The organism is Nitrososphaerales archaeon (genome assembly GCA_032906765.1).
GTDB lineage: Archaea > Thermoproteota > Nitrososphaeria > Nitrososphaerales > Gagatemarchaeaceae > DASPPF01.
Map to the genome: position 1 here is coordinate 132,234 of JAJTZB010000005.1, position 20,204 is coordinate 152,437.

Here is a 20,204-nt window from a genome sequence, read left to right on the forward strand (position 1 = left end):
AGGAGGAGTGAGGCGCACAGTTGGACAGCGACCTGACGAAGAAGGTCACCGAGAGGCTCAACGAGCTCGTCGACGAGGAGACAACGCGCAAGTTCGGAGAGCTGAACATCGTGAATGAGGTCACCGATATGGCCAGCGGGTCGGTCCGAGTGAAGTTCCAACCGCTCTCGCCGTACAGCCCACTTGCGGTCGACATCGGGAAGAAGATACGAGAAGCTGCCCTTTCCGTTGAAGGGGTCGTGGCTGTGCGGGTGGAGTGCAGCGGCCACATGATGGACGACCTCGTTAACAGAATTGTAAACAAGGATGATATCAGGCCCAAGAAGACGCAGTGAAAACGGCCGCCTGAGTTCGTGTTTGAAGAGTCAACATAAAGTGAACAACTTGTCTATGTTCTTGATTGGTTGGCTTGTAAATCCACTCGGATAAGGTGGTCTGCGCTCCAAGATGCTAGACCAGACCCCCGCTGAAGTGATTGCCGTTGGAATAGGGAGCGCGGGGAGCAGGATAGTCTCTCTTCTGAGCAAGGAATCGTTGCTGGTCGACAGGTTCGTTTACATCTCTTGCGACAGAAACGACCTCGAACCTCTGTTGTCGGGCGAGAGGATACAGATTGAATCCCCAGTTGACCAGAAGCTGAACCCGGCGATGGTGCGCGGCCTGGCGCTGAGATCCAGTCGCGAAATACGGAGCGCGCTGGAGGGGGCGAAGGTCGTTTTCGTGGTGGCCGGGCTGGGAGGAGCGACGGGGAGCGGCCTGGCGCCTATGGTCGCGGCCATGGCGCACGAATCCGGTGCAGTAACGGTCGGGGTGGCGGTGATGCCCTTCGATTACGAGAAGAAACTGAAATTCTACGCTGGCGTTTCTCTCAGGAGGCTTCGGGAAGCCGCAAGGGGCGTAATCGTGATCGACAACGACACGTTGCTCAGGTCTTCGCCGAATGACTCAACATTAACCGACGTTTACGAATCCGCCAACAGGGATGCCGTGAGGACACTCTCCTCGCTACTGGCGAGACCTTCCGACTCCGCCGTCCCCGTGGGCCTGAACAAGGTCCTCGGAACCGTCCTCCAGGACGGGTACTCCCTGCTCGGAGTGTCAAGCTCAATCTCTCCCGACAAGGCCGAGGAGGCACTCGCCGGCGCCGTAGTCTCTATCGGGAAGATCGCCGAGACGAAGGAGGCCAACCACGCGATAGTGATTCTCACCGGCGACACCACCGTCTCCGCCTCGGAAGTCGGGCTCGCTATGAAGAGGCTGGGCTCCATGATCAACAACCAGTCGGTCGACGTGGAGTATGCCGTGAACTACTCTGGCTCTTCCCAGCTCCAGGTCGGCCTGCTCGCCTCGGGCTTCAAGTCGACGAAGTATGACGAGTACGACCCCTTGGCGAAGGTACTCGGCGGAAGAATCATCGACGAGGAGATGGACTTCGCGCTGTCGGAGGGCCTTGAGTCTCTCCAGTCCTGCGAGTAATCAGTGCAGTAGTTCCGCTGCCGCTTCCAAGTCCGTATCCTCGACCTTCCTGAAAACAGGGCTGGGTTTGCCGATTCTCTGACCCGCTCTCACGTTCAGCCTCTTTGCCGCCTCCCACCCAACCTTTTCCGGACTTCCTTGGAGGCCGAGCTGGGTCCAGAATGCATCTGAGCTGAACGGGAGGAATGGCCACAGGAGCACAGCCAAGCTCGCTACCATGTTGCAGGCGTAGAAGATCGCTGTAGGCTCCTCTTCCGCGTTCTCCCACGGGGCTTTGTGCTGGAAGTATTGGTTGCACTTCGTCGATAGCTCGAGGACTCTCCTGAGCGCCCTGTCGTAGTGCCCCTGCTCAATCAGAGAACCCGACTCGTCGCAAGCTCGTCCGAGCTCTTCGAGGAGGCCCTCCTCCTCCCCGCCGGGCTTTCCGGGCTCGGGGACGACGCCATTATGCCTGTTCTTCACGAAGACCAGGGCGCGGTAGACGAAGTTGCCGACGCTCGCCACCAGCTCGTTGTTGATTTTCTCACCGAACTCCGTCCAATTGAAGTCCGCGTCTGCCTGGCTGTAGGGGACTATCCTGGTCAGGTAGAACCTGAGGTAGTCTGGCGGAAAGAGTCTGAGAAAGTCGCGAATCGTCACCATCCAGTGCCTGCTCTTCGAGATCTTCTTTCCCTGAATGAGCAGGTGTCCCCTGGTAGGTATCAGGTCAGGGAGCTTGTAGCTCCCCTCCCCCATCCTCATTGCAGGCAGGAACAGGTAGTGGTGGTAGACGATGTCCTTCCCGATGAAGTGGTAGACCGAGGACTCGTTCCAGTAGCTCTCTCCATCGCCTCCACTCCTGCCTGCGAACTTGAGAGCCGTGGTGATGTAGCAGAGGTGGTTGTCGAACCAGCCGTAAAGGACCTTCCCCTCCGCCCCCTTCAGAGGTATTGGGACGCCCCACTCGATGTCCCTTGTGATGTCCCAGTCCTGCAGACCGTCCTTTATCCAGTTGAGCACATAGTTCTTCGCGTCCGACTGCAGCCGCTCGTTCTCCCTGAGCCACTTCTCAAGCTGCTTGGCGAACGCTGAGAGCCTGAAGAAGTAGTGAGAGCTCTTCCTCATAGTCGGCGGCCTCCCGCAGATTGCGCACCGTGGGTCCAGGATCTGTCCCGGCTGCAGCGTGCGGCCGCAGTTCTCGCAGCCGTCGGAGTATTGGTCCTCGGCCCCGCAGTACGGGCACCTGCCCTTCACGTACCTGTCAGGCAGGAACTTCTTGTCGAACTCACAGTAGTACTGCCCGACCTCCGACACGAAGATGTGGCCTCTTTCGTAGAGCCTAGTGAAGAAACGCTGCACGAGGGCGACGTTCTCGGGAGAGCTCGTCCTGTCGAAGAGGTCGTACACGATCCCCAGGCTCTCCAGGTCCTCCCCGAACCTCTTGTTCCAGTAGGCTACGTACTCGCTCGGCTTCTTGCCCTCCTTCTCGGCCGCTATCAGGATTGGCGTCCCAAAGTCGTCCGACGCGCAGACTTGGATTACCTTCTTCCCCTTGAGCTTGAGGTACCTGTAGAGTATGTCTGGTGGGAGGTGCGTGCTAGCGACGTGCCCCAGGTGGAGGTCGTTGTTAGCGTAGGGAAGCGCCGCTGTTATGATTACGTTTTCCCTGCTGAGCTCAGCCACCTAGCGGAAGCCTCTCGCAAGCGATTATAACTTTTGCCCGACAGTCCTAGATGGCCCAGCTCTCGGCGTACTTGCGCTGCTCCTTCGTGGGCGCGTCGATGGATATCCCCATCGAGGTCAGCGCTGCGCGTGCAATCTCCTCCTCAGTCTCGGGAGGGACGCCGTGGACCCGGTGCTCCATCTTTGCGTGGTTCTTCCTGATGTAGAGCGCGGCCATGAACTGGTTCGCGAATGACATCTGCATCACCTCGGGCGGGTGCCCCTCCGCTGCCACCAGGTTGGCAATCCTTCCCTTCCCGATTAGGTAAACGCTCTTCCCGTCCCGCAGCGTCACCTGGTCGACGTTATTCCTGACCTCCTTCGAACTCTTCGCCTTCTCCAGGAGGGTCTTCACATCGATCTCTACGTCGAAGTGCCCGGCGTTGGCGAGTATCGCTCCCTCCTTCATCCTCTCGACCGCGGTGAAGGGGATCACGCCCTTCTGCCCGGTGCAAGTTACGAACAGGTCTCCCACCTTTGCGGCGTCCGTTATGTTGGTTACCTCGTATCCGTCCAGGTGAGCCTCGATCGCCCTGATGGGGTCGACCTCGACGACCGTCACCCTCGCGCCCATGCCCCTGGCCCTCATCGCCACTCCCTTCCCGACCCACCCGTATCCGACGACAACGACCGTCTTCCCTGCGATGAGGAGGGCGGTAGCCCTGAGGATTCCGTCGATCGTGCTCTGTCCAGTGCCATACCTGTTGTCGAACAGGAACTTTGTCTGGGCGTTGTTCACAGCGATAATCGGGTAGCGGAGTCTGCCCTCCGACTCGAGGGCCTTCAGCCTCACCACGCCCGTGGTCGTCTCTTCCGAGCCGCCGTCTATCCCCTTGACTCCCGAGGTGTGGGCGGCGACGTGCATGTCTGCCCCGTCGTCTATCAACTGTACAGGCTTCGAACCCAAGACCTGCCTGATGCACCAGTCGTACTCCTTGGCCGTCTCACCCCTCCACGCCCAGACGTCGGTCCTCGTCGCCAGGTAGGCGGCTATGTCATCCTGCGTAGAGAGAGGGTTGGCGGCGGCTAGCTTCACGTCCGCTCCTGCGTTGAGTAACACGTCTATGAGGACAGATGTCTCCTTCGTGACATGGAGGCACACGCCGAGGGTGACCCCCTCGAGAGGGCGGCCCGCGGCCCGCTTCCCTGCAAGAGTCGTGAGTGCTGCCATGTGGTTCTTGGCCCAGAGAAAGTTCCGCTTGCCTGAATCTGCCAGCTTGGCGTCTGCTATCCTAGTCATGTCACTCCCCACCCCGCCCCCCGCCGCCCAGGAGATTAACCGTTGCCTCGACAAGCCTCTTCACACTCTCCCCGCCCTTCTTCATCACTCTCATGACCTCCTCGTGGCTCACCTTCTCCTGGATGCCCGCCGCCCAGTTGGTGGCAATCACGACAGAGACGTAGCTGATGCCCATCTCATTGGCAAGCACGACCTCTGGGACGCCGGTCATCCCTACTACGTCGCCGCCGAGCAGCCTGAACATCCTGATTTCGGCAGCCGTTTCGTATCTCGGACCTTCAGCGCAGACGTAGACAAGCCCGTCGTGGACCCTCAATCCCAATGACTTCGCCGCCCTCAGGACTAGCTTGTTCACCTCCCGGCTGTAGGGATTCGTCATGTCGGTGTGCGCGACCGTGTCGTCGTAGAACGTGCCCTGCCTTCCCTTCGTGAAGTCTAGGAACTGGTTGACCAACCCGAGCTCGCCGACCCTGAACCTCCTGTTCATCGACCCGACAGCGCTCGTCGCTATTATCGTCCTGACCCCGACGCTCTTCAGGGCCGCTATGTTCGCCCTGTAGTCTATCCTGTGAGGTGGTATGCCGTGACCGGGGCCGTGCCTGGGGAGCACGAGGAAGCCCCCGTCCCTCGACGAGAAGACCGTCGCTGTGCCGAACTTGGTGGTCAGGGTCTCCTCCCTAGAGAGCTCGAAGTGTTCAGTCACTCCCGACCCTGCTATGACCGCGACCGTCGGGCTACTCCGTGTCATACCTTATCAGCGAGTGGACGTCGTAACCAGCAAGCTTCTCCCTTCCTTTCAGGTAAGTCAACTCGACCACGAAAGCGAATCCGACCACTTTTCCTCCCATCTTTTCGACCAACGCCCTCGCAGCATTCGACGTTCCGCCTGTTGCGAGAAGATCGTCGACTATGAGCACTCTCTCCCCCTTGGAGATTGCGTCAGTGTGCATCTCGAGACCATCCTTCCCGTACTCCAGTTCGTATTCGATGCTGACCTTGCTCGAAGGGAGCTTCCCGGGCTTCCTCGCCGGGACAAACCCGACGCCCAGCCTGTTTGCAAGCGGCGCACCCACGATGAACCCACGTGCCTCTATCCCAACGACCTTGTCGGGCCGCTCGCCCTTCGCGTATTCGTACAGGGCGTCGACGGTCCTCTTGGCCAGGGGCCCGTCCTTCCACAGCGTGGTCAGGTCTTTGAAGCCTACGAAGCCTTTCTTGGGGTAGTCAGACACGTTCCTGATGGCGCGCCCGATCTCCTCCTCGAGGCCCGCCACTAGGCGCTCAACCTCGCGTGTTCGAGGGCAGACCCGCACTCGCACCCTCTCTTCCCGGGCAGCTCCTTCACAATCTCTGTTATCAGCCTCCTGAGCTTCGCCACGTTGGCGTTGAAGACCTTGATTACCTCCTCGTGGCTCACAGGCTTCACCCTCGGGTCGCCCTCTAGGCCAACATCGTAATCTGTCACGAGAGAGATGTTGAGGTAACACATCTTCAGTTCTCGTGCGAGCACAGCCTCCGGATACTGGGTCATGTTGATGACGTCCCACCCTTGGGCGGTGAAGAATTTGCTCTCGGCCCTCGTGGAGAACCTTGGCCCCTGGATCACGACCACTGTCCCAGAGGGGTGAGCCTTCATCCCCAGCCTCGCTGCTGCCGCTATGCCGAACTTCCGCATCTCTGGGCAATATGGATCCGCTGTACTAACATGCGTCGTCTCGGGCCCGTCGAAGAAGGTGTCCCTCCTTCCACTTGTGAAGTTCACGAACTGGTCACAGAACACGATGTCGCCCGGTTCGACGTCCGGCTTCAGGCTGCCGACCGCGTTGGGCGCCAAGACCCTCCGGACACCGATGTCCTTGAAGGCTCGAAGGTTGGCCCGGTATGGAACCATGTGGGGCGGGAATTCGTGGTGGACGCCATGCCTTGGCAGGAAGGCCACGTCCTTGCCCGCCACCTTCGAAACAGTCAGCTTGCCGCTAGGGAAGCCGTAGGGCGTCTCGATCTCTACAAGCTTGGCACTTCTGAAGAAGCTGTAGAAGCCGGAACCTCCGAAGACGCCGAACTCAGCCTTTGGCTTCACGTTCTGCCTTCTGACCTTTCGGATTTAATCTTTTGAACGGACTGCGTCGCCGCTCAGGGGCCGCTACCTTCGATTAGCCAGTAGACGTTCCCGTCTGGGTCGGAGAACATCCCATAGGGACCCCACCCCTCATCCTTCACGTCCTTCGTGAATTTCACCCTCTTCGCCTTCATCCTTTTCGCGTCGCGTTCGACGTTCTTGGAGTAGAACCCTACTCCCGTGTTTCCGGGCTCGAGCTTCCCCTCGCACAGGTGGAGCCGCGCTGTCGACCCCTGGGGCCACACTGTCACCCAGTGGCCGTTGACTGAAGACTGGAAGCCGAGCTTCTCCCTGAACCACCTCGCCGACCTCTTCGAGTCGGAGACGACAACAGCAGCCGAGAACCGCTTCGAAATCATGGCAGATGTGTTCCGCCATCATGCTTTACGTCTTTTCCCAGAAGGGTTGAAATACCCGAGACGGGATTTTTCTCCTGATGGCGCGAAGCTACGACGAGCTCTTGTCTAGGGCTAGGGCTGGACTGGATAAAGACGCCAAGAAATCGGGCGCACTCCGTATGGAGCTCCCTGAGCCGGCCGTGTTCTGGGTCGGCAACAAGACGATATTCCGCAACTACTCCCTGTTTCCGAAGCTCCTCAACAGGGAGCCGAGCAGAGTCCTGATGTACCTGGCGAAGGAGCTGGCAACAGCGGCTTCGCTGGACGGGGAGCGGGCCGTGTTCATCGGGAGAAAAGACAAGGAGTCATTCTTGCAGCTGCTTCAGCGCTACATGAAGGACGGCGTCATCTGCCCAGTCTGTGGCAGCCCCGACACCCACCTCGAGAAGGAGAAGCGCATGTGGTTCATGGTGTGCGAAGCCTGCGGCGCGCGCTCAGTCGCAAAGGTAGCGTAGAGTGGCCGACACCAGCTTCGCTGTCAGAACTGCGGAGTACAAGGGAAACGTCCTGGTCAACATCTGCGACGAGGAACTGATCGGGCGGACTGTGACTGAGGGGAAGCTGCAGATGCACATCTCCAAGGAGTTCTACTTCGGCGAAGTCGTGAACAAGGGAGAAGCGCTTCGGTTGATCAGGACGTGCGCCATAGTGAACCTCGCAGGGAAGAGGTCGGTCTCCCTTGCGTTGGACAACAGCATGGGCGCTAAGGAGGCCGTCCGCGAGATAGAGGACGTCCCGTTCCTGATGATTTACAAGTTCCTCCGGTGATCTTCTTCCGCGAATCTCCGGAGTAGCTCCTTCTGCGTGCCGGTCAGGTTCTTCGGGATGACGATGTTGACCCTCACGTACTCGTCCCCCTTCCCCCTTCCGCCCAGCCTCGGGAGTCCCTTCCCCCTGATTGGGAAGCGCTGCCCGGGCTGCGTCCCAGCCGGGAGTGTCAGCTTCACGTCTCCGTACAGCGTCGGCACGCTCAATTCAGCACCCATCATCGCATCGACTGCGCCAACCTGAGTCTCGAGATAGATGTCGCCGTCCTCCCTCCTGAACTTGGGATGAGGCTTCACGTTGACCACCAGGTAGAGGTCGCCGGGCGGAGACCCGTTCTCCCCTGCGTTCCCCTCTCCTCTGAGCCTCAGCGTGTGTCCGTCGTCCACCCCACCGGGTATGACGACACTGATCCTCCTGGTTCTCTCCCTCACCCCTCTTCCCCTGCAGTCCTTGCAGGGCGAGTCCACGACATACCCCCTCCCGCCGCACTTGCCGCAGGTCGCGACCCTGACGAGCCTCGCGAAACCCGCGGACTGCACCTTCTGGACCTGACCCGTCCCTCCGCAGTTTCCGCACGTCCTGGGAGAGGTGCCCTGCCTGGCCCCGCTGCCGTCGCACGTCGGGCATATCTCCTTCCTCGGCACATCGACCTCCCGCGTGGAGTCCTCGATGAGGTCCTCGAGGTTCAGCTCGAGATGGTAGGTGAGGTCCTCTCCCCTGTTCGCTCGCTGCCTGGTCCCGCCACCGAAGAACTGGGCGAAGAGGTCGTCGAAGCCGCCGAATCCCATCCCGCGGAAGATGTCGCCGAAGTCGGCCCCCCTGAAGATGTCCTCCGGGCTGTACCTCTGGTAGAATCCTTCCTGCCCGTATGCGTCGTACTGTCGTCTCTTCTCGTCGTCTGAGAGGACAGCGTAGGCCTCCGAAATCTCCTTGAACTTCTCCTCAGCCCCGGGAGACTTGTTCCTGTCGGGGTGGAACTGCATGGCCAACTTCCTGTAGGCGTCCTTGATCTGATCCTTCGAGGCTCCCTTCTGAACTCCGAGGACGGCATAGAAGTCCTTCTCGGCCAACTATCCCACCGCTACTTGTCGTCTGCTACCTTGTAGTCAGCGTCGCTGACGTCCCCCTTCTGGCCCTGGTCGCCGGGCGGCGCTCCCTGCTTCTGGGCCTGCTGGTAGACTGACGCGCCCACTTCCTGTAGAATCCTCTTCAGCGTCTCATTCTTTTCTCGAATCGCGGTTACGTCCTTGCCGTCGAGGGCCTTCTTGAGCTCTTGCGCTGCCGCGTCGACCCTTTCCAGGGCAGATTTCTCGACCTTTCCCTCAAGGTCTCTCTTCGTCCTCTCCACGGTGTACAGAATCGAATCTGCTTCGTTCCTGAGTTCAGCTTCATCTCTCTTCTTCTTGTCCTGCTCGGCGTAAGACTCGGCGTCCTTGACGAGCCTCTCCTTCTCCTCCTTGGAGAGTTTCGTCGAAGCGGTGATTGTAATCCTGTTCTCCTTTCCAGTCCCGACGTCCTTTGCCGCGACCACGAGGATACCGTTCGCGTCGATGTCGAACGTAACCTCAATCTGCGGGACACCCCTCGGGGCAGGCGGGAGCCCTGCCAGGTTGAACATGCCCAGAGAGACGTTGTCGGCGGCCATGGGCCTCTCGCCCTGGACGACGTGAATGGTGACAGCGGTCTGGAAGTCGGCGGCTGTGGTGAATACCTTGCTCCGCTTGGTCGGGATCGTCGCATTCTTCTCGATGAGTTTCTCGTCGATACCACCCAGCGTCTCGACCCCGAGCGAGAGTGGCGTGACGTCGAGCAGAAGGATGTCCTTGATCTCGCCCGCCAGCACGGCACCCTGTACCGCAGCTCCGATGGCCACGCACTCCATCGGGTCCACACCCCTCTCTGCCGGCTTGCCCACCACGTCCTCGACGAACTTCCTGACCATCGGCATCCTCGTCATCCCGCCGATGAGAATGACCTTGTCGACCTGCGTCTGCGAGAGCTTCGCGTCGTTCATCACCTTCCTGATTGTCTCTTCCGTCTTCGTGACTATCGGCTTGGCCACCTCTTCCAGTTTGGACCGCGTCAGGGTGTAGTGAAGGTTCTTTGGACCCGAAGAATCTGATGCGATGAAGGGAAGGTCTATGTCCGTCGAGATGAGGTTCGAGAGCTCTATCTTGGCCTTCTCCGCTGCCTCCTTGAGTCTTGCCATCGCCGTTCTGTCAGACCTGAGGTCTATCCCAGTCTTCGCCTTGAAGTCCTGAAGCAGCACTCCCATCACTGCATTGTCTACGTCCGTCCCTCCAGTCTGCGTGTCCCCGGACGTTGCCAGAACCTGGAAGACACCCTTGCCGAACTCCATTATCGTACTGTCGTGAGTGCCTCCGCCGAAGCTGAAGACCAGTATCTTCATCTCCTTCTCAGACTTGTCCAGTCCGTAGGCAAGGGAAGCCGCGGTCGGCTCGTTGATTATCCTGACGACTTCGAGGCCCGCTATCTCCCCGGCGTCCTTCGTGGCCTGCCTCTGGTTGTCGTTGAAGTGGGCCGGCACTGTGATCACTGCCTTCTTGACGGGATAACCCAGGAAAACCTCGGCGTCGTGCTTGATCTTCTGAAGGATGTACGAACTCAACTGTTCGGGCGAGTACTCCTTCCCGAACGCCCTGACCCTATAGTCCGTCCCCATCTTCCGCTTGATCTCGAAAATCGTGCCCTCGGGGTTAGTGACGACCTGGCGCCTCGCCGGCTCCCCCACCAGCAGCTGCCCTTCCTGCGTGAGGGCAATTACGGACGGGAACATTTTCCCTGCCGGAGTTGCACCCTCTGCGCTCGGGATGACCACCGGCCGGCCTCCCTCGATGACGGCAGCTGCCGAGTTGGTCGTTCCCAGGTCTATGCCCAGAATTTTCTCTCGCTGGCTACTCATGCTTCTTCGCTCCCTCCACCTTGGCCACCTTCGACGCCAATTCAACCTTTACCATGCTGGGCCGAATGACTTGCCCCCTGAACATGTATCCTGGCCTGATCTCGCCAACGACCACATCGCCCTTTGAAGACCCCTCCACCTTCTCCACCGCCTCGTGCACCTTCGGGTCGAACGGCTCTCCCACCGCCTTGATCTTCCGAAGCCCCTCGGATTCGAGCACAGCGTTGAGGTTCTTGTGGACCATCTTGATCCCCTCCAGCAGCTCCCCTCCCTTCCCTGACTTGGCGTTCTCCGTCGCGAGCCCCAGCTCGTCGAGGACGCTCAGCAGCTTGAGCACAAGTCCCCTGACGGAAGCCTCTTCGACCTCCCTCATCTCCTTGTCAGCCCTCTTCCTGTGGTTCTCGAAGTCAGCCTGGAGGTACTTCAGCTTCATGAGGAGCTCCTCGCTTCTCTTCTTCTCTTGGGCCAGCAGCGCCTCGGGAACAGCGCTTCCGCTCGCTCCCTCACGGTCTATGCTCTGCTTCACTGTTTCATCTGACAACCGAACAACTCCTTGGCTCGAGCGTCCTTTTGGACGTACGTTCTCCAATCTATAAATTTTGCACCAAATACGCCACGGCGTGGAAGAAGGCGAGGACGAGTCTAGGAAGGTAGAGGATAGGATGTTCCGCTCCGAGCGCGAGAACCGCTACCTCAGGAAGGACTCGGACCAGAGAAAGGTGATGGAGGAGGTCTTCGACAGGCAAACCCTCCTTGCTGTGGAGGAACTAGTGAAGAGGCGCCAGCTCCGCGACCTGCACGGAGTGGTGGCGGCGGGGAAGGAGTCCAGAGTCTACTACGGTGTGAACCCGGCCGGTACCCCGGTTGCTGTGAAGATATACCTCACTGCGAGCATGGAGTTCAAGAAGCGTATGGCCTACATAGCCGGCGACAGGAGGTTCGGTAGGCTACCTGCCGGCTCAAGGGAGATAATCAACCTCTGGGTCCAGAAGGAGTTCAAGAACCTCCAGTTGGCAGACTCGGTCGGGGTGAGGGTTCCCAAGCCCACTGGGTTCTACAGGAACATCCTTGTCATGGAGTTCATCGGCGAGCCGCCCAGGGCCGCCCCCACCTTCGTTGAGACAGAGGTGGACAGGGACGACTACGATTGGACGCTGGCGTCTGTCTCCAAGCTCTACAAGGCGGCGAAGCTCGTCCACGCCGACCTCTCCGAATTCAACATCTTCAAGTGGGGGAAGGAGAGGCTCCTCTTCGACATGGGTTCGGCCGTGCTGGCTTCTCATCCCAGGGCGCGCGAGTTCCTCCTCAGGGACCTCTTCAACGTGGTTAGGTTCTTTAGGAGGCGCGGCATCTTCGAGGATGAAGCAGACGTGCTCCTGAAGAGGTTGACCGAATGAGCTTCGAGCAGACCGTCCGGGTGCCGTTGGAGAGGGTAGGCGCGCTGATTGGGAGGGAGGGTGTCACGAAGAAACAGCTAGAGGACGAGCTCGGCATAGAACTCACCGTAGACAGCAAGGAAGGCGTCGTGTCCGTGAAAGCGACCTCGGTCGATAAGGCCGACCCGTTCACCGCGGTGAGGGTGGTAGAGGCAATCGGAAGGGGATTCTCGCCCCAGAGAGCTAGGCGCCTCGCAGAGGAAGGCGTCGGGCTGGAGGTGATGGACCTCCGTGACTACGGTGGGAACAACACCAACTCTCTAGCCAGGATCAGGGGCCGCGTCATTGGTCTGAAGGGCAAATCGAGGAGGGTGATCGAGGAGCTGACGCAGTGCTACCTCTCAGTCTACGGCAGAACTGTCTCCATCATAGGGGACGCGGCGGAGGTCCAGCTTGCCTCAGAGGCGGTCAAGATGCTCGCTTCGGGAAGCCAGCACAGGACGGTCTACAACATGCTGCAGAAGGCAAGAACAAAGCGCAAGATGGAGCGGATGTTCCTCTGGGAAGGCCTCTCTCCAGAGACGATAGCTGAGCACTTGCGCAAAATCGAGGGTTCACCATGAATCCGATTCACATACATACTGCTCGAGCGGGCAGGTCTGCATGTTTGTTATTGGGGGTTCACTCGTTGGTCAGTCTGACGAGGGAAGACTTGATGCATGGTACTACGAGGCTGCGGAGGTGATGAGCTGATTTGGCTACCTTCGCGGAGATAAGCCCGTCCGAATTTTTTCTACCGTAACCGCGACCTCGCAGGCTTCACAAATCCGGCCCGCGCCCTCTACATGGCCGTCAGGGAGTTGGTCGAGAACTCCTTCCCATATGATGAGCCTGTGCTGGTGCGCGTAGGCGGTAGGGTCCAAGTCACGCCAATAGGCGAGCTGGTAGAAGGAGAACTCAGCCGGAGGGGCTGCATGCGGCTCGACTCCACGCACTACAGGGCAGCCTCAGACGGAATCGAGGTCCTTACCCTTGATGAGAACCTCAAGATGTGCTTCAGGAAAGTGACATCGGTCTTCAAGCACAGGTCTCCTGCGAAACTCTGGTCGGTCAAGCTTCAGGAAGGAAGAGCCGTTCGAACTACATCTTCCCACAACGTCTTCGTTCTCGGCGAAAGATTGGGAGTGACATGCAAAGAAACCAGATTCCTAGCTCGTGGGGACAGGGTATTGGTACCCTCGGCCACGACAAACCTACTTCGCGAAGTCACCGAGATAGACCTTCTTGAGGAGATTGCGGCCCTGGGCGACGACGACATGGGCCTGATCATGGTGCACGGCATATCCAGGCAGTACCCCACGAGACCATCGAAACAGGCAGTTCTGCTCGCGACTATTGGAGGCAAAGAAACAACGTTCGAAGAGCTACGATCAAACTCCCAAAGTCTTGGATTCGCCAATGCAGAGAACTTGATTGGTGCTCTGCGACGCAGAGGCCAACTGGAAACTTTGTCTCGGGGTGTCTATGCGATGACTTCCAAGAGGGGTCGCACCCGCTATGCCATCCCTAGGGATTGGGTTCACACCGACTCCGTCCCGTACCTGTACGTGCGGGAGAACCCCATTGACGGACTGGACGCCGTGGCGCTCACCATTTCGGTAAGGCAGGGGCGGGGGGGCCTGCCGGCCAAGCTCAAGATTTCGCCTGAGCTCATGCGAATATTGGGTTACTTCACGAGCGAGGGCTCAATCTCGAAAGGCTACAAACTTTCTTTCTCTTTCGGAACACACGAGCTACGCACCCACGTCTCCGATTTGGTCAATTGCCTGAAGGTAGTATTCAACATAGAACCAACGGTAACAGTCGAGCACGAAACCGCGGTCAACGTCGTAGTCAACGATGCCACGATTGCGTTCCTCTTCCAGAAGGTTCTACGCACAGGGACTCGGTCGGAAGACAAGCGCATTCCGTGGCCTGTGTTCAACTCTTCGGATGTCTTCGCCTCAGAATATCTCAACGCATACATCCGCGGAGACGGCCACGTTCAAACTTCGAAGCGAAACCGAAAGATTACGCTTGCAACTTCGAGCGAGCGCCTCTTCACCGACTTCAAGTACCTCCTTACTCTGCTGGGCCGGCATTTCGCATGCGGCTACCAGAAAGCAAGCGAGCGGGTGGTAAAAGGAAGGAGTACGTATTTCAGGGGTTCGTACCTCATCTATATTCGAGAGGGTCTGGCCCCAGAGTGCGATTCGCTGGCCGTCGGGCCCTTTAGAGAGTCCTTGGTCAGGAAACCGCGGACCAACCTGACTAACGCATATCACAAGAGTGTGCAGAAGAACTGGCTAAGGACCAATTTCGCTGCTGAAGACTTGCCAGAGGCACTCAGGAAGGTGGTCTGGTCCGACGCGGGCGCGCTGGCCGTCAAGAACGTGGAGCAGGTTCCGTCAGACTCGGAGTGGGTCTACGACATATCGGTTGAGGGAGTCGAGAGGTTCATTGGCGGGCATGCTGTCGCGCTCCTTCACAACTCCTTCGACGCGTGCGAGATGGCCGGGACGCCCCCTGACGTCTACGTCAGGATGATCTCCGAGAACCCCTCCCCCGACATCCCAGACCCGAAGCCGTACCGCCTGACGGTCACCGACAACGGCCCCGGCGTGGCTCCCCAGCACGTGCCCAGCGCCTTCGGCAAGGTCTTCTACGGTTCGAAGTACGTCCTTCGGCAGTCGAGGGGCATGTTCGGCCTCGGTGGCACGATGGCTATCCTCTACGGACAGATCACGACCAACAAACCTGTCGTGATCACTACGTCCCACGACGGGAAGAAGAAGCACACCTTCGAGATGATAATCGACATAGGCGAGAACAGGCCCGTGGTCCTGAAGCGGTCCTCGAGCGAGGCGGACGGGACGACAGGGACGAGGGTAGACGTGGCCTTGGAGGGCGACTATCTGCGCGCCTCCCAGAAGATAGGCGACTACTTCAAACAGACAGCCCTGGTCGCAAGCTACGCCAACATCACGTTCATCGACCCCTTGGGCCAGGTGACATTCTACGAGCGGGCCACAAGCTCGATGCCGATCCCGCCCAAGGAGACGCTGCCCCATCCCCACGGCATTGACGTCGAGGCCTTCAAGAGAATCGTGAAGCTGTCGGAAGAGCATGACATGAAGACCTTCATGGTCTCGCACTTCCACAGGGTGGGGGAGAGGATAGCGACAAGATTCCTCGAGTTCGCGGGGATCAGCCCCAGGCTCCCTCCGAAGAGGCTGAACAACAACCAGATAGTGGCCATGGTCGACGCGCTCCAGAGGTTCCCTGACTTCCTCCAGCCCGACGCCGCAGTCCTCTCCCCAGTCGGCGAGCAGATTCTGCTCGCGGGAGTGAACAAGGAACTCCAGCCCGAGTTCTCAACCGTAGTGGCGAGACCGCCGTCCTCCTACTCCGGTTTCCCGTTCCTGGTCGAGGTAGCCGTCGTCTACGGCGGAAAGATCCTGCAGCCTGGGATCAAGCTGTTCAGGTTCGCAAACCGCATCCCGCTTCTTTATGACGAGTCGAGTGATGTCAGCTTCGAAGTCGTCAACGAAGAGTTGGACTGGAGGCGCTATCACGTCCCGCAGGAGGCGCCTGTCGGTGTGATAACGCACATTTGCCTGCCAGCTTACGAAAAACTCCTGGCCAAGGTCGATGGGCAGGCAAAGGTTACGACCATTGGGGAATTGGTCGATCAGGAGGAGAATCGGTCATGCAATATCAAATGCGAAGGCGATGTCAGATACATCACCCCTACTAGGGACATTCTTGTTCCGTCGCTGAACCCCGACACCTTCCAAGTGGAATACGTTCCTATCAAGCGTTTCATGAAACGGCCTGGTGGGGGTGTACTTCGAATCACGTCGGAAGAGGGAAGGGTCGTGCACGTCAGCCCTGAGCACCCTCTTCTAGTCATGACTCCCAGGGGCATTGAAGTAAAGTCAGCAAGCAGCATAACTTTGGATGAATATCTAATCGCATCGAAGAGACTTCCCCAAACGAATACCTACCTGGCCAAGTCTCTTGACTTGATTGACCTCTTTGCAAGAGCGGGTCTGGAAAGGGAAATCACAGTACTAGGCGCTAAGAACCTGCTCTACGGCAAGACCAAGTCGACGCTCTCCAAGCTTCTCAGCGTCGATGCTTCGCAAATCGGAAACTGGCGAAGGCATGACAGAGTGCCATTGTGGGCATACCTCAGGCTGGAGAGCGACGGAACCCAGAGGGCAAGATTGTTGATCATGGGGTACCGCTCGCATGGGAAGCCCGTCCCCGCGATCTTGAGGCTTGACAAGAGGTTTGCGAGACTACTCGGCTATTATCTATCGGAGGGATGTAGCAATCAGTCCAAGAACAACTTCGTGTCATTTTCGTTCCACCGCAACGAACTCGCGCTTCACCGCGAGGTCAGGGACATTCTATATTCACTGTTCGGACTTGACGCGCCAATTCAATGGAAAGAAGACAAGGCAGTCCAAATCACTGTCTACAACAAGGCGTTTTCGTTGCTGTTCACTCATGGCCTCAGAGCGGGAGTGGACTCCTATTCGAAGCGCGTCCCCGACTTTGTCTTCTCTTGCGCGAGTGAATTCGCTGAAGAAATGTTGGATTCATACTTCGTTGGGGACGGTTACCTTTACCGGAAGTCCGGTCGAATTCAGGCCACGACGTCGAGTTCGGAACTTGCGTATGGAATCTTCATGCTGCAACAACTGGTCGGTTCGCATGCTACTCTAAGGAGTTACCACAACCACAACCTGATTGATATACAAGGTGGCGAGAATTCCAGTCGGGCCGAGCACTTGTACCATTCGGTCGTCGCTTCACACGGAGGAATGCTTTCTCGCGAGTACAGACCCTCACTAGCAGAAAAAATCCCCGCCTTCATCTTGGCCGACAAAAGGGGGGTAATCCCTTCCGCAGTTAGGCAGCATATCGGGGGCGCCTTCGAGCCCGGATCCCGAATCTCCATTTCGACCGCCTCTGGGCTTCTTCACGTCGACGTGCTAGACAAGGTTGCGAAGGGGGACGTTCAATTCGTCAAAGTGACTCGAATCGATTCCCTTCCCTACGAGGGGAGCTACTACAACATTGAGACAGAGAGAGACACCCTCCCCAACTATCTACACGGACTTGGGATATTCTCTCATAATTGCAGCACGAGGATTCCGTACAAGACTGTCGGCAAGGAGTACATCGCGGACAGGCCGGAGATAGAGCGGGAGATCAGGAACGCCGCCAGGGAGGCGCTCAGGAGGCTGGGGCTGTACCTCTCGAAGAAGGGCAGCATGGAGGCAGTCCAGAGGAAGATGAACATATACGGCAAGTACCTTCCTCTAATCGCCAAGTTCGCGACGGACCTCGCGGACCAGAAGAAGATGCCCCGCTACCGCAAGCTCATAGGCGAGGGTGAGCAGGAGGCTTCAACTGAGACCGAGACCGAACAGGAGGAGAAGACAGAGACTGAACCGGAGAAGACAGAGATTGGCCAAGAAAAAATCGACGAGTACAGCGGAAGCAAGGAAGAGTAGCGCCCAGACGCTCCTGAAGGAGCTCGGGCGGACCGTCTACTCCGACCTGGACGCGGGCAGGTTCCCCAGTCTGACCTTGGCGAGCAGGTCCGTGGGCAACATAGTCTACGACAAGAAGCTTCAGCAGTTCGTCCTCGGTTCTGCACAAGTGAAGAGATCCTCTGCCAACATCAAGCACATCAGGCCTTTCACGCAGCTCATCTGGCTGGCCTACTTCGCCAAGAAGCTCGTCGAGGAGAAGCGGACGTCGACTCTGAGAGATGTCTACTACTCCGCGCAGGCGTTCAACGTCGAGTTCGTCGACCAGGCCGAGTCCGACGAGCTAATCACAGACCTCGAGGTCTTGATGCAGATGGCGAGGGAGGGGCTCAACATCTACCCTGAGGAGAGAAGCTCGATTTTCGGCAACATGACCATCGAGTACACGGTCCCCGGCTACGAGGGGAAGAAAGCCGACCTCTCTGCCAACCCTGACGGGGTCATGATCGGGCCTGCACTGACAACTGCGGAGTTCGCAGATACCGACGCCGAGATGGTCCTCGCCATAGAGAAGGGCGGTCTTTTCACAAGGTTCGTGGAGGAGAGAGTCCATCGGAAGTACAAGGCGATACTCATCAACACGGCCGGGCAGCCGCCGAGGTCCACCCGCTATCTCCTGAGGCGCCTCAACCAGGAGCTGAAGCTTCCGGTGGGGATACTGTGCGATGCCGACCCTTGGGGGGCGCACATCGCGATGGTCATAAAATCAGGCTCAGTCAGGCGCGACGAGCCTGTCGTAGTCCGAGATGCTGGCGGGCGAATCCAAGTGACGCCGATTGGAGAGTTCGTGGACGAATGTCTGGGGACATACGGCAGCATGAATGACGAGAACGGGAACGAAGTTACATTCGCAGTGCCATACGAAGCGCTGACCCTGGACGACCGGAACAAGGTGGTCTTCAGGCCCATCTCGTCGGTCATCCGCCACAGGCACGTGGGGAGGATGTACCAGCTGACCAGCGACAGCGGCCGATCGGTTTGGGTTACGCCGAACCACAGCGTTTTCGTTCTGAGGGAGGGAAGAATCGTCTCGGCTCCCACCTCGGAAATCAGGGTGGGTGACCTCTTGGCGATATCGAGGAGATCGTCAATCGACCGGAAACCGACAGTAATGTTCGACGTAGCGAGGGAGTTGTTGGAGCAACCCGACTCTGGACAGCTCGGCCTATATCTAATACGGAAGGGCGTGTCCTCTCCTCACCACAGGAGGAGAAGGCTCGACGAGTCCTTCTTCTCAAAGTCGCCGCACCTTGGACAGTCGCCAGACGGTTCTTACATCATGTCGAGGTCAAGGGCGGGAACCCGCAGGAACCCATGTCCCGCCATCATTTGGTTGACAAAGGACTTCGCACGCCTGCTGGGCTACTACACTGCAGAAGGATGGATCGGCTACGCCGGAGGACGACCTCACTCTGTCAACCTGTGCTTCAACTTGGAGGAGGTCGATGTCGTCGAGGACGCCAAGAAGTGTTTCAGCTCCGTCTTTCCCGGCTGCCACGTCTCTTTGAGCGCTGACGAGGAAGGGCACAGCGTCACGCTGACCCTCTCCTCTGTCCCAATCGCAGCGCTCTTTGCGAAGCTATGTGGTGCAGGATTCGCGAACAAGCGCGTCCCGGAGCAAATCCTCTCCGTTAAGGAAGTATACGCTCTTGAGTACTTGCGGGGTTGCTTCGGCGATGGCTATGTCATCAACAGCGGCACCCTGTGCTGGAAGATGAAAAACCCGCTCCTGATAGCCCAGCTCTCGTACCTGCTCGGCTTAATGGGAGTAATGACTTCCATCAGCAAGGACGGTTTCTCGCTCTTGGTTTCAGGAAGAACCGAGGTGGAGAAGGTTCAGTCTGTCATCTTGCATCAAAAGGACATGGTATTCATAGCGCAGCACTTGACCTCTGGGGGGAGCAGTTCGTACCTAATGCCCAAGGCGTTTCCAGCAGTCGCGAGCAGATTGATGGAAATTAGGCAGGAAATAGGGAGGCACAATTATCACGACCTCAGAAGCAGGTACACGTACCGTCGGCTGTGTGAGGTAAGAGCGAAGGGGACAGAAGGAGGAATCAACAGGGCGCGCGTCATTCAGACACTCGAACACCTGTTAGCCTGCTCGTCACGCCGAACACCTGAGGAGGTGGTGAGCAAAGCGAAGGCCGTGTTGAAACTGGTCGAGAGTGACGTTGCATTCGACCCGGTCGCCCAGATTGAACAGTCAGAGGAAGTTGATGAGTATGTCTATGACTTCTCGATCCCCGGCGAGGAACGTTTCATAGGAGGTCGGTCAGGAATTGTTCTGCACAACTCAGCCAACGCCGCGCACTTGAGGGAGCTGACGACGCCCAAGGCCGTCTGGTTGGGCGTCTGGGCCTCGGACATCGTGAAGTACAAGCTTCCCTCGGACAAGCTCACTGATGTGGACATCAAGAGGCTCTACGAGCTGAAGGCCGACCCGCGGTACACGGAGAAGATGTGGCACGACGAACTCGACACCTTCCTCAAGATCAAGAAGAAGAGCGAGCAGGAGGCGTTCGCGAGGTACGGCCTCAGCTACATAGTCGACAAGTATCTGCCCGAGAAGCTCGAACTCATGAAAAGCGCCTAGG

Annotated in this window: 17 protein-coding genes; 8 read left to right on the plus strand and 9 right to left on the minus strand. The window is 58.3% G+C overall.

What is annotated here, in order from left to right:
• The first annotated feature begins 20 nt into the window (after window positions 1-20).
• Complete coding sequence (locus tag LYZ69_06920; protein MDV3278181.1) at window positions 21-335, plus strand: iron-sulfur cluster assembly protein; 315 nt, start codon at window positions 21-23, stop codon at window positions 333-335.
• Window positions 336-447: 112 nt separating this feature from the next.
• Complete coding sequence (locus LYZ69_06925) at window positions 448-1,476, plus strand: hypothetical protein (protein MDV3278182.1); 1,029 nt, start codon at window positions 448-450, stop codon at window positions 1,474-1,476.
• Here the strand turns inward: LYZ69_06925 and metG are convergent, their stop codons facing one another.
• From metG to LYZ69_06955, 6 genes are read right to left on the minus strand one after another with little or no spacing between them, the layout of a single operon-like run.
• A complete protein-coding gene (gene metG / locus LYZ69_06930) occupies window positions 1,477-3,138 on the minus strand; it encodes a methionine--tRNA ligase (GenBank protein MDV3278183.1) in 1,662 nt (553 codons plus the stop codon).
• Window positions 3,139-3,184: 46 nt separating this feature from the next.
• Entirely contained in the window at window positions 3,185-4,417 is a 1,233-nt protein-coding gene (locus LYZ69_06935) for an adenosylhomocysteinase (protein ID MDV3278184.1), read from the minus strand.
• A 1-nt stretch (window position 4,418) separates the two neighbouring features.
• Window positions 4,419-5,165, minus strand: coding sequence for an MTAP family purine nucleoside phosphorylase (locus tag LYZ69_06940; protein MDV3278185.1), 747 nt, complete (start codon window positions 5,163-5,165; stop codon window positions 4,419-4,421).
• On the minus strand, window positions 5,152-5,691 hold the full coding sequence (locus LYZ69_06945) for an adenine phosphoribosyltransferase (protein ID MDV3278186.1): 540 nt from the start codon (window positions 5,689-5,691) through the stop codon (window positions 5,152-5,154). Before LYZ69_06945 ends, LYZ69_06940 begins: the two co-directional genes overlap by 14 nt.
• Window positions 5,691-6,497: an S-methyl-5'-thioadenosine phosphorylase gene (locus tag LYZ69_06950; protein MDV3278187.1), complete on the minus strand. Its 807-nt coding sequence runs from the start codon at window positions 6,495-6,497 to the stop codon at window positions 5,691-5,693. Before LYZ69_06950 ends, LYZ69_06945 begins: the two co-directional genes overlap by 1 nt.
• A gap of 53 nt (window positions 6,498-6,550) precedes the next feature.
• On the minus strand, window positions 6,551-6,895 hold the full coding sequence (locus LYZ69_06955) for a VOC family protein (GenBank protein MDV3278188.1): 345 nt from the start codon (window positions 6,893-6,895) through the stop codon (window positions 6,551-6,553).
• Window positions 6,896-6,972: 77 nt separating this feature from the next.
• Between LYZ69_06955 and LYZ69_06960 the strand changes: the two genes are divergently transcribed.
• On the plus strand, window positions 6,973-7,389 hold the full coding sequence (locus LYZ69_06960; GenBank protein MDV3278189.1) for a translation initiation factor IF-2 subunit beta: 417 nt from the start codon (window positions 6,973-6,975) through the stop codon (window positions 7,387-7,389).
• Window position 7,390: 1 nt separating this feature from the next.
• Window positions 7,391-7,702 carry a DUF424 domain-containing protein gene (locus tag LYZ69_06965; GenBank protein MDV3278190.1) on the plus strand — a complete coding sequence of 104 codons (312 nt, stop codon included), beginning with the start codon at window positions 7,391-7,393 and terminating at the stop codon, window positions 7,700-7,702.
• Here the strand turns inward: LYZ69_06965 and dnaJ are convergent.
• Genes dnaJ through LYZ69_06980 form a run of 3 tightly spaced genes read right to left on the minus strand, consistent with a single transcriptional unit; the run spans window position 7,684 to window position 11,166 of the window.
• Window positions 7,684-8,772, minus strand: a complete 1,089-nt coding sequence (gene dnaJ, locus LYZ69_06970; GenBank protein ID MDV3278191.1) for a molecular chaperone DnaJ — start codon at window positions 8,770-8,772, stop codon at window positions 7,684-7,686. The two genes, LYZ69_06965 and dnaJ, sit on opposite strands and share 19 nt — an antisense overlap.
• 11 nt (window positions 8,773-8,783) lie before the next feature.
• The gene (gene dnaK, locus LYZ69_06975) at window positions 8,784-10,625 is read right to left on the minus strand and encodes a molecular chaperone DnaK (GenBank protein ID MDV3278192.1); all 1,842 of its coding nucleotides are present in this window, start codon (window positions 10,623-10,625) and stop codon (window positions 8,784-8,786) included.
• Window positions 10,618-11,166, minus strand: coding sequence for a nucleotide exchange factor GrpE (locus LYZ69_06980; GenBank protein MDV3278193.1), 549 nt, complete (start codon window positions 11,164-11,166; stop codon window positions 10,618-10,620). Before LYZ69_06980 ends, dnaK begins: the two co-directional genes overlap by 8 nt.
• A gap of 79 nt (window positions 11,167-11,245) precedes the next feature.
• Between LYZ69_06980 and LYZ69_06985 the strand changes: the two genes are divergently transcribed.
• The 4 genes from LYZ69_06985 to LYZ69_07000 all read left to right on the plus strand — a co-directional run bounded on the left by LYZ69_06985 (window position 11,246) and on the right by LYZ69_07000 (window position 20,203).
• Complete coding sequence (locus tag LYZ69_06985; GenBank protein ID MDV3278194.1) at window positions 11,246-12,022, plus strand: serine protein kinase RIO; 777 nt, start codon at window positions 11,246-11,248, stop codon at window positions 12,020-12,022.
• Entirely contained in the window at window positions 12,019-12,624 is a 606-nt protein-coding gene (locus tag LYZ69_06990; GenBank protein ID MDV3278195.1) for a KH domain-containing protein, read from the plus strand. Before LYZ69_06985 ends, LYZ69_06990 begins: the two co-directional genes overlap by 4 nt.
• Before the next feature lie 222 nt (window positions 12,625-12,846).
• Window positions 12,847-17,568, plus strand: a complete 4,722-nt coding sequence (locus LYZ69_06995; GenBank protein ID MDV3278196.1) for a DNA topoisomerase VI subunit B — start codon at window positions 12,847-12,849, stop codon at window positions 17,566-17,568.
• Complete coding sequence (locus LYZ69_07000; GenBank protein ID MDV3278197.1) at window positions 17,522-20,203, plus strand: hypothetical protein; 2,682 nt, start codon at window positions 17,522-17,524, stop codon at window positions 20,201-20,203. The genes LYZ69_06995 and LYZ69_07000 overlap by 47 nt, the downstream gene beginning before the upstream one ends.
• The last annotated feature ends 1 nt before the right edge of the window (window position 20,204 follow it).

Coding starts and splice junctions, on each gene's coding strand:
- LYZ69_06925 (MDV3278182.1), top strand. CDS start 448: ATGCTAGACCAGACCCCCGCTGAAGTGATTGCCGTTGGAATAGGGAGC.
- LYZ69_06935 (MDV3278184.1), bottom strand. CDS start 4,417: ATGACTAGGATAGCAGACGCCAAGCTGGCAGATTCAGGCAAGCGGAAC.
- LYZ69_06940 (MDV3278185.1), bottom strand. CDS start 5,165: ATGACACGGAGTAGCCCGACGGTCGCGGTCATAGCAGGGTCGGGAGTG.
- LYZ69_06955 (MDV3278188.1), bottom strand. CDS start 6,895: ATGATTTCGAAGCGGTTCTCGGCTGCTGTTGTCGTCTCCGACTCGAAG.
- LYZ69_06960 (MDV3278189.1), top strand. CDS start 6,973: ATGGCGCGAAGCTACGACGAGCTCTTGTCTAGGGCTAGGGCTGGACTG.
- dnaK (MDV3278192.1), bottom strand. CDS start 10,625: ATGAGTAGCCAGCGAGAGAAAATTCTGGGCATAGACCTGGGAACGACC.
- LYZ69_06990 (MDV3278195.1), top strand. CDS start 12,019: ATGAGCTTCGAGCAGACCGTCCGGGTGCCGTTGGAGAGGGTAGGCGCG.
- LYZ69_06995 (MDV3278196.1), top strand. CDS start 12,847: ATGGCCGTCAGGGAGTTGGTCGAGAACTCCTTCCCATATGATGAGCCT.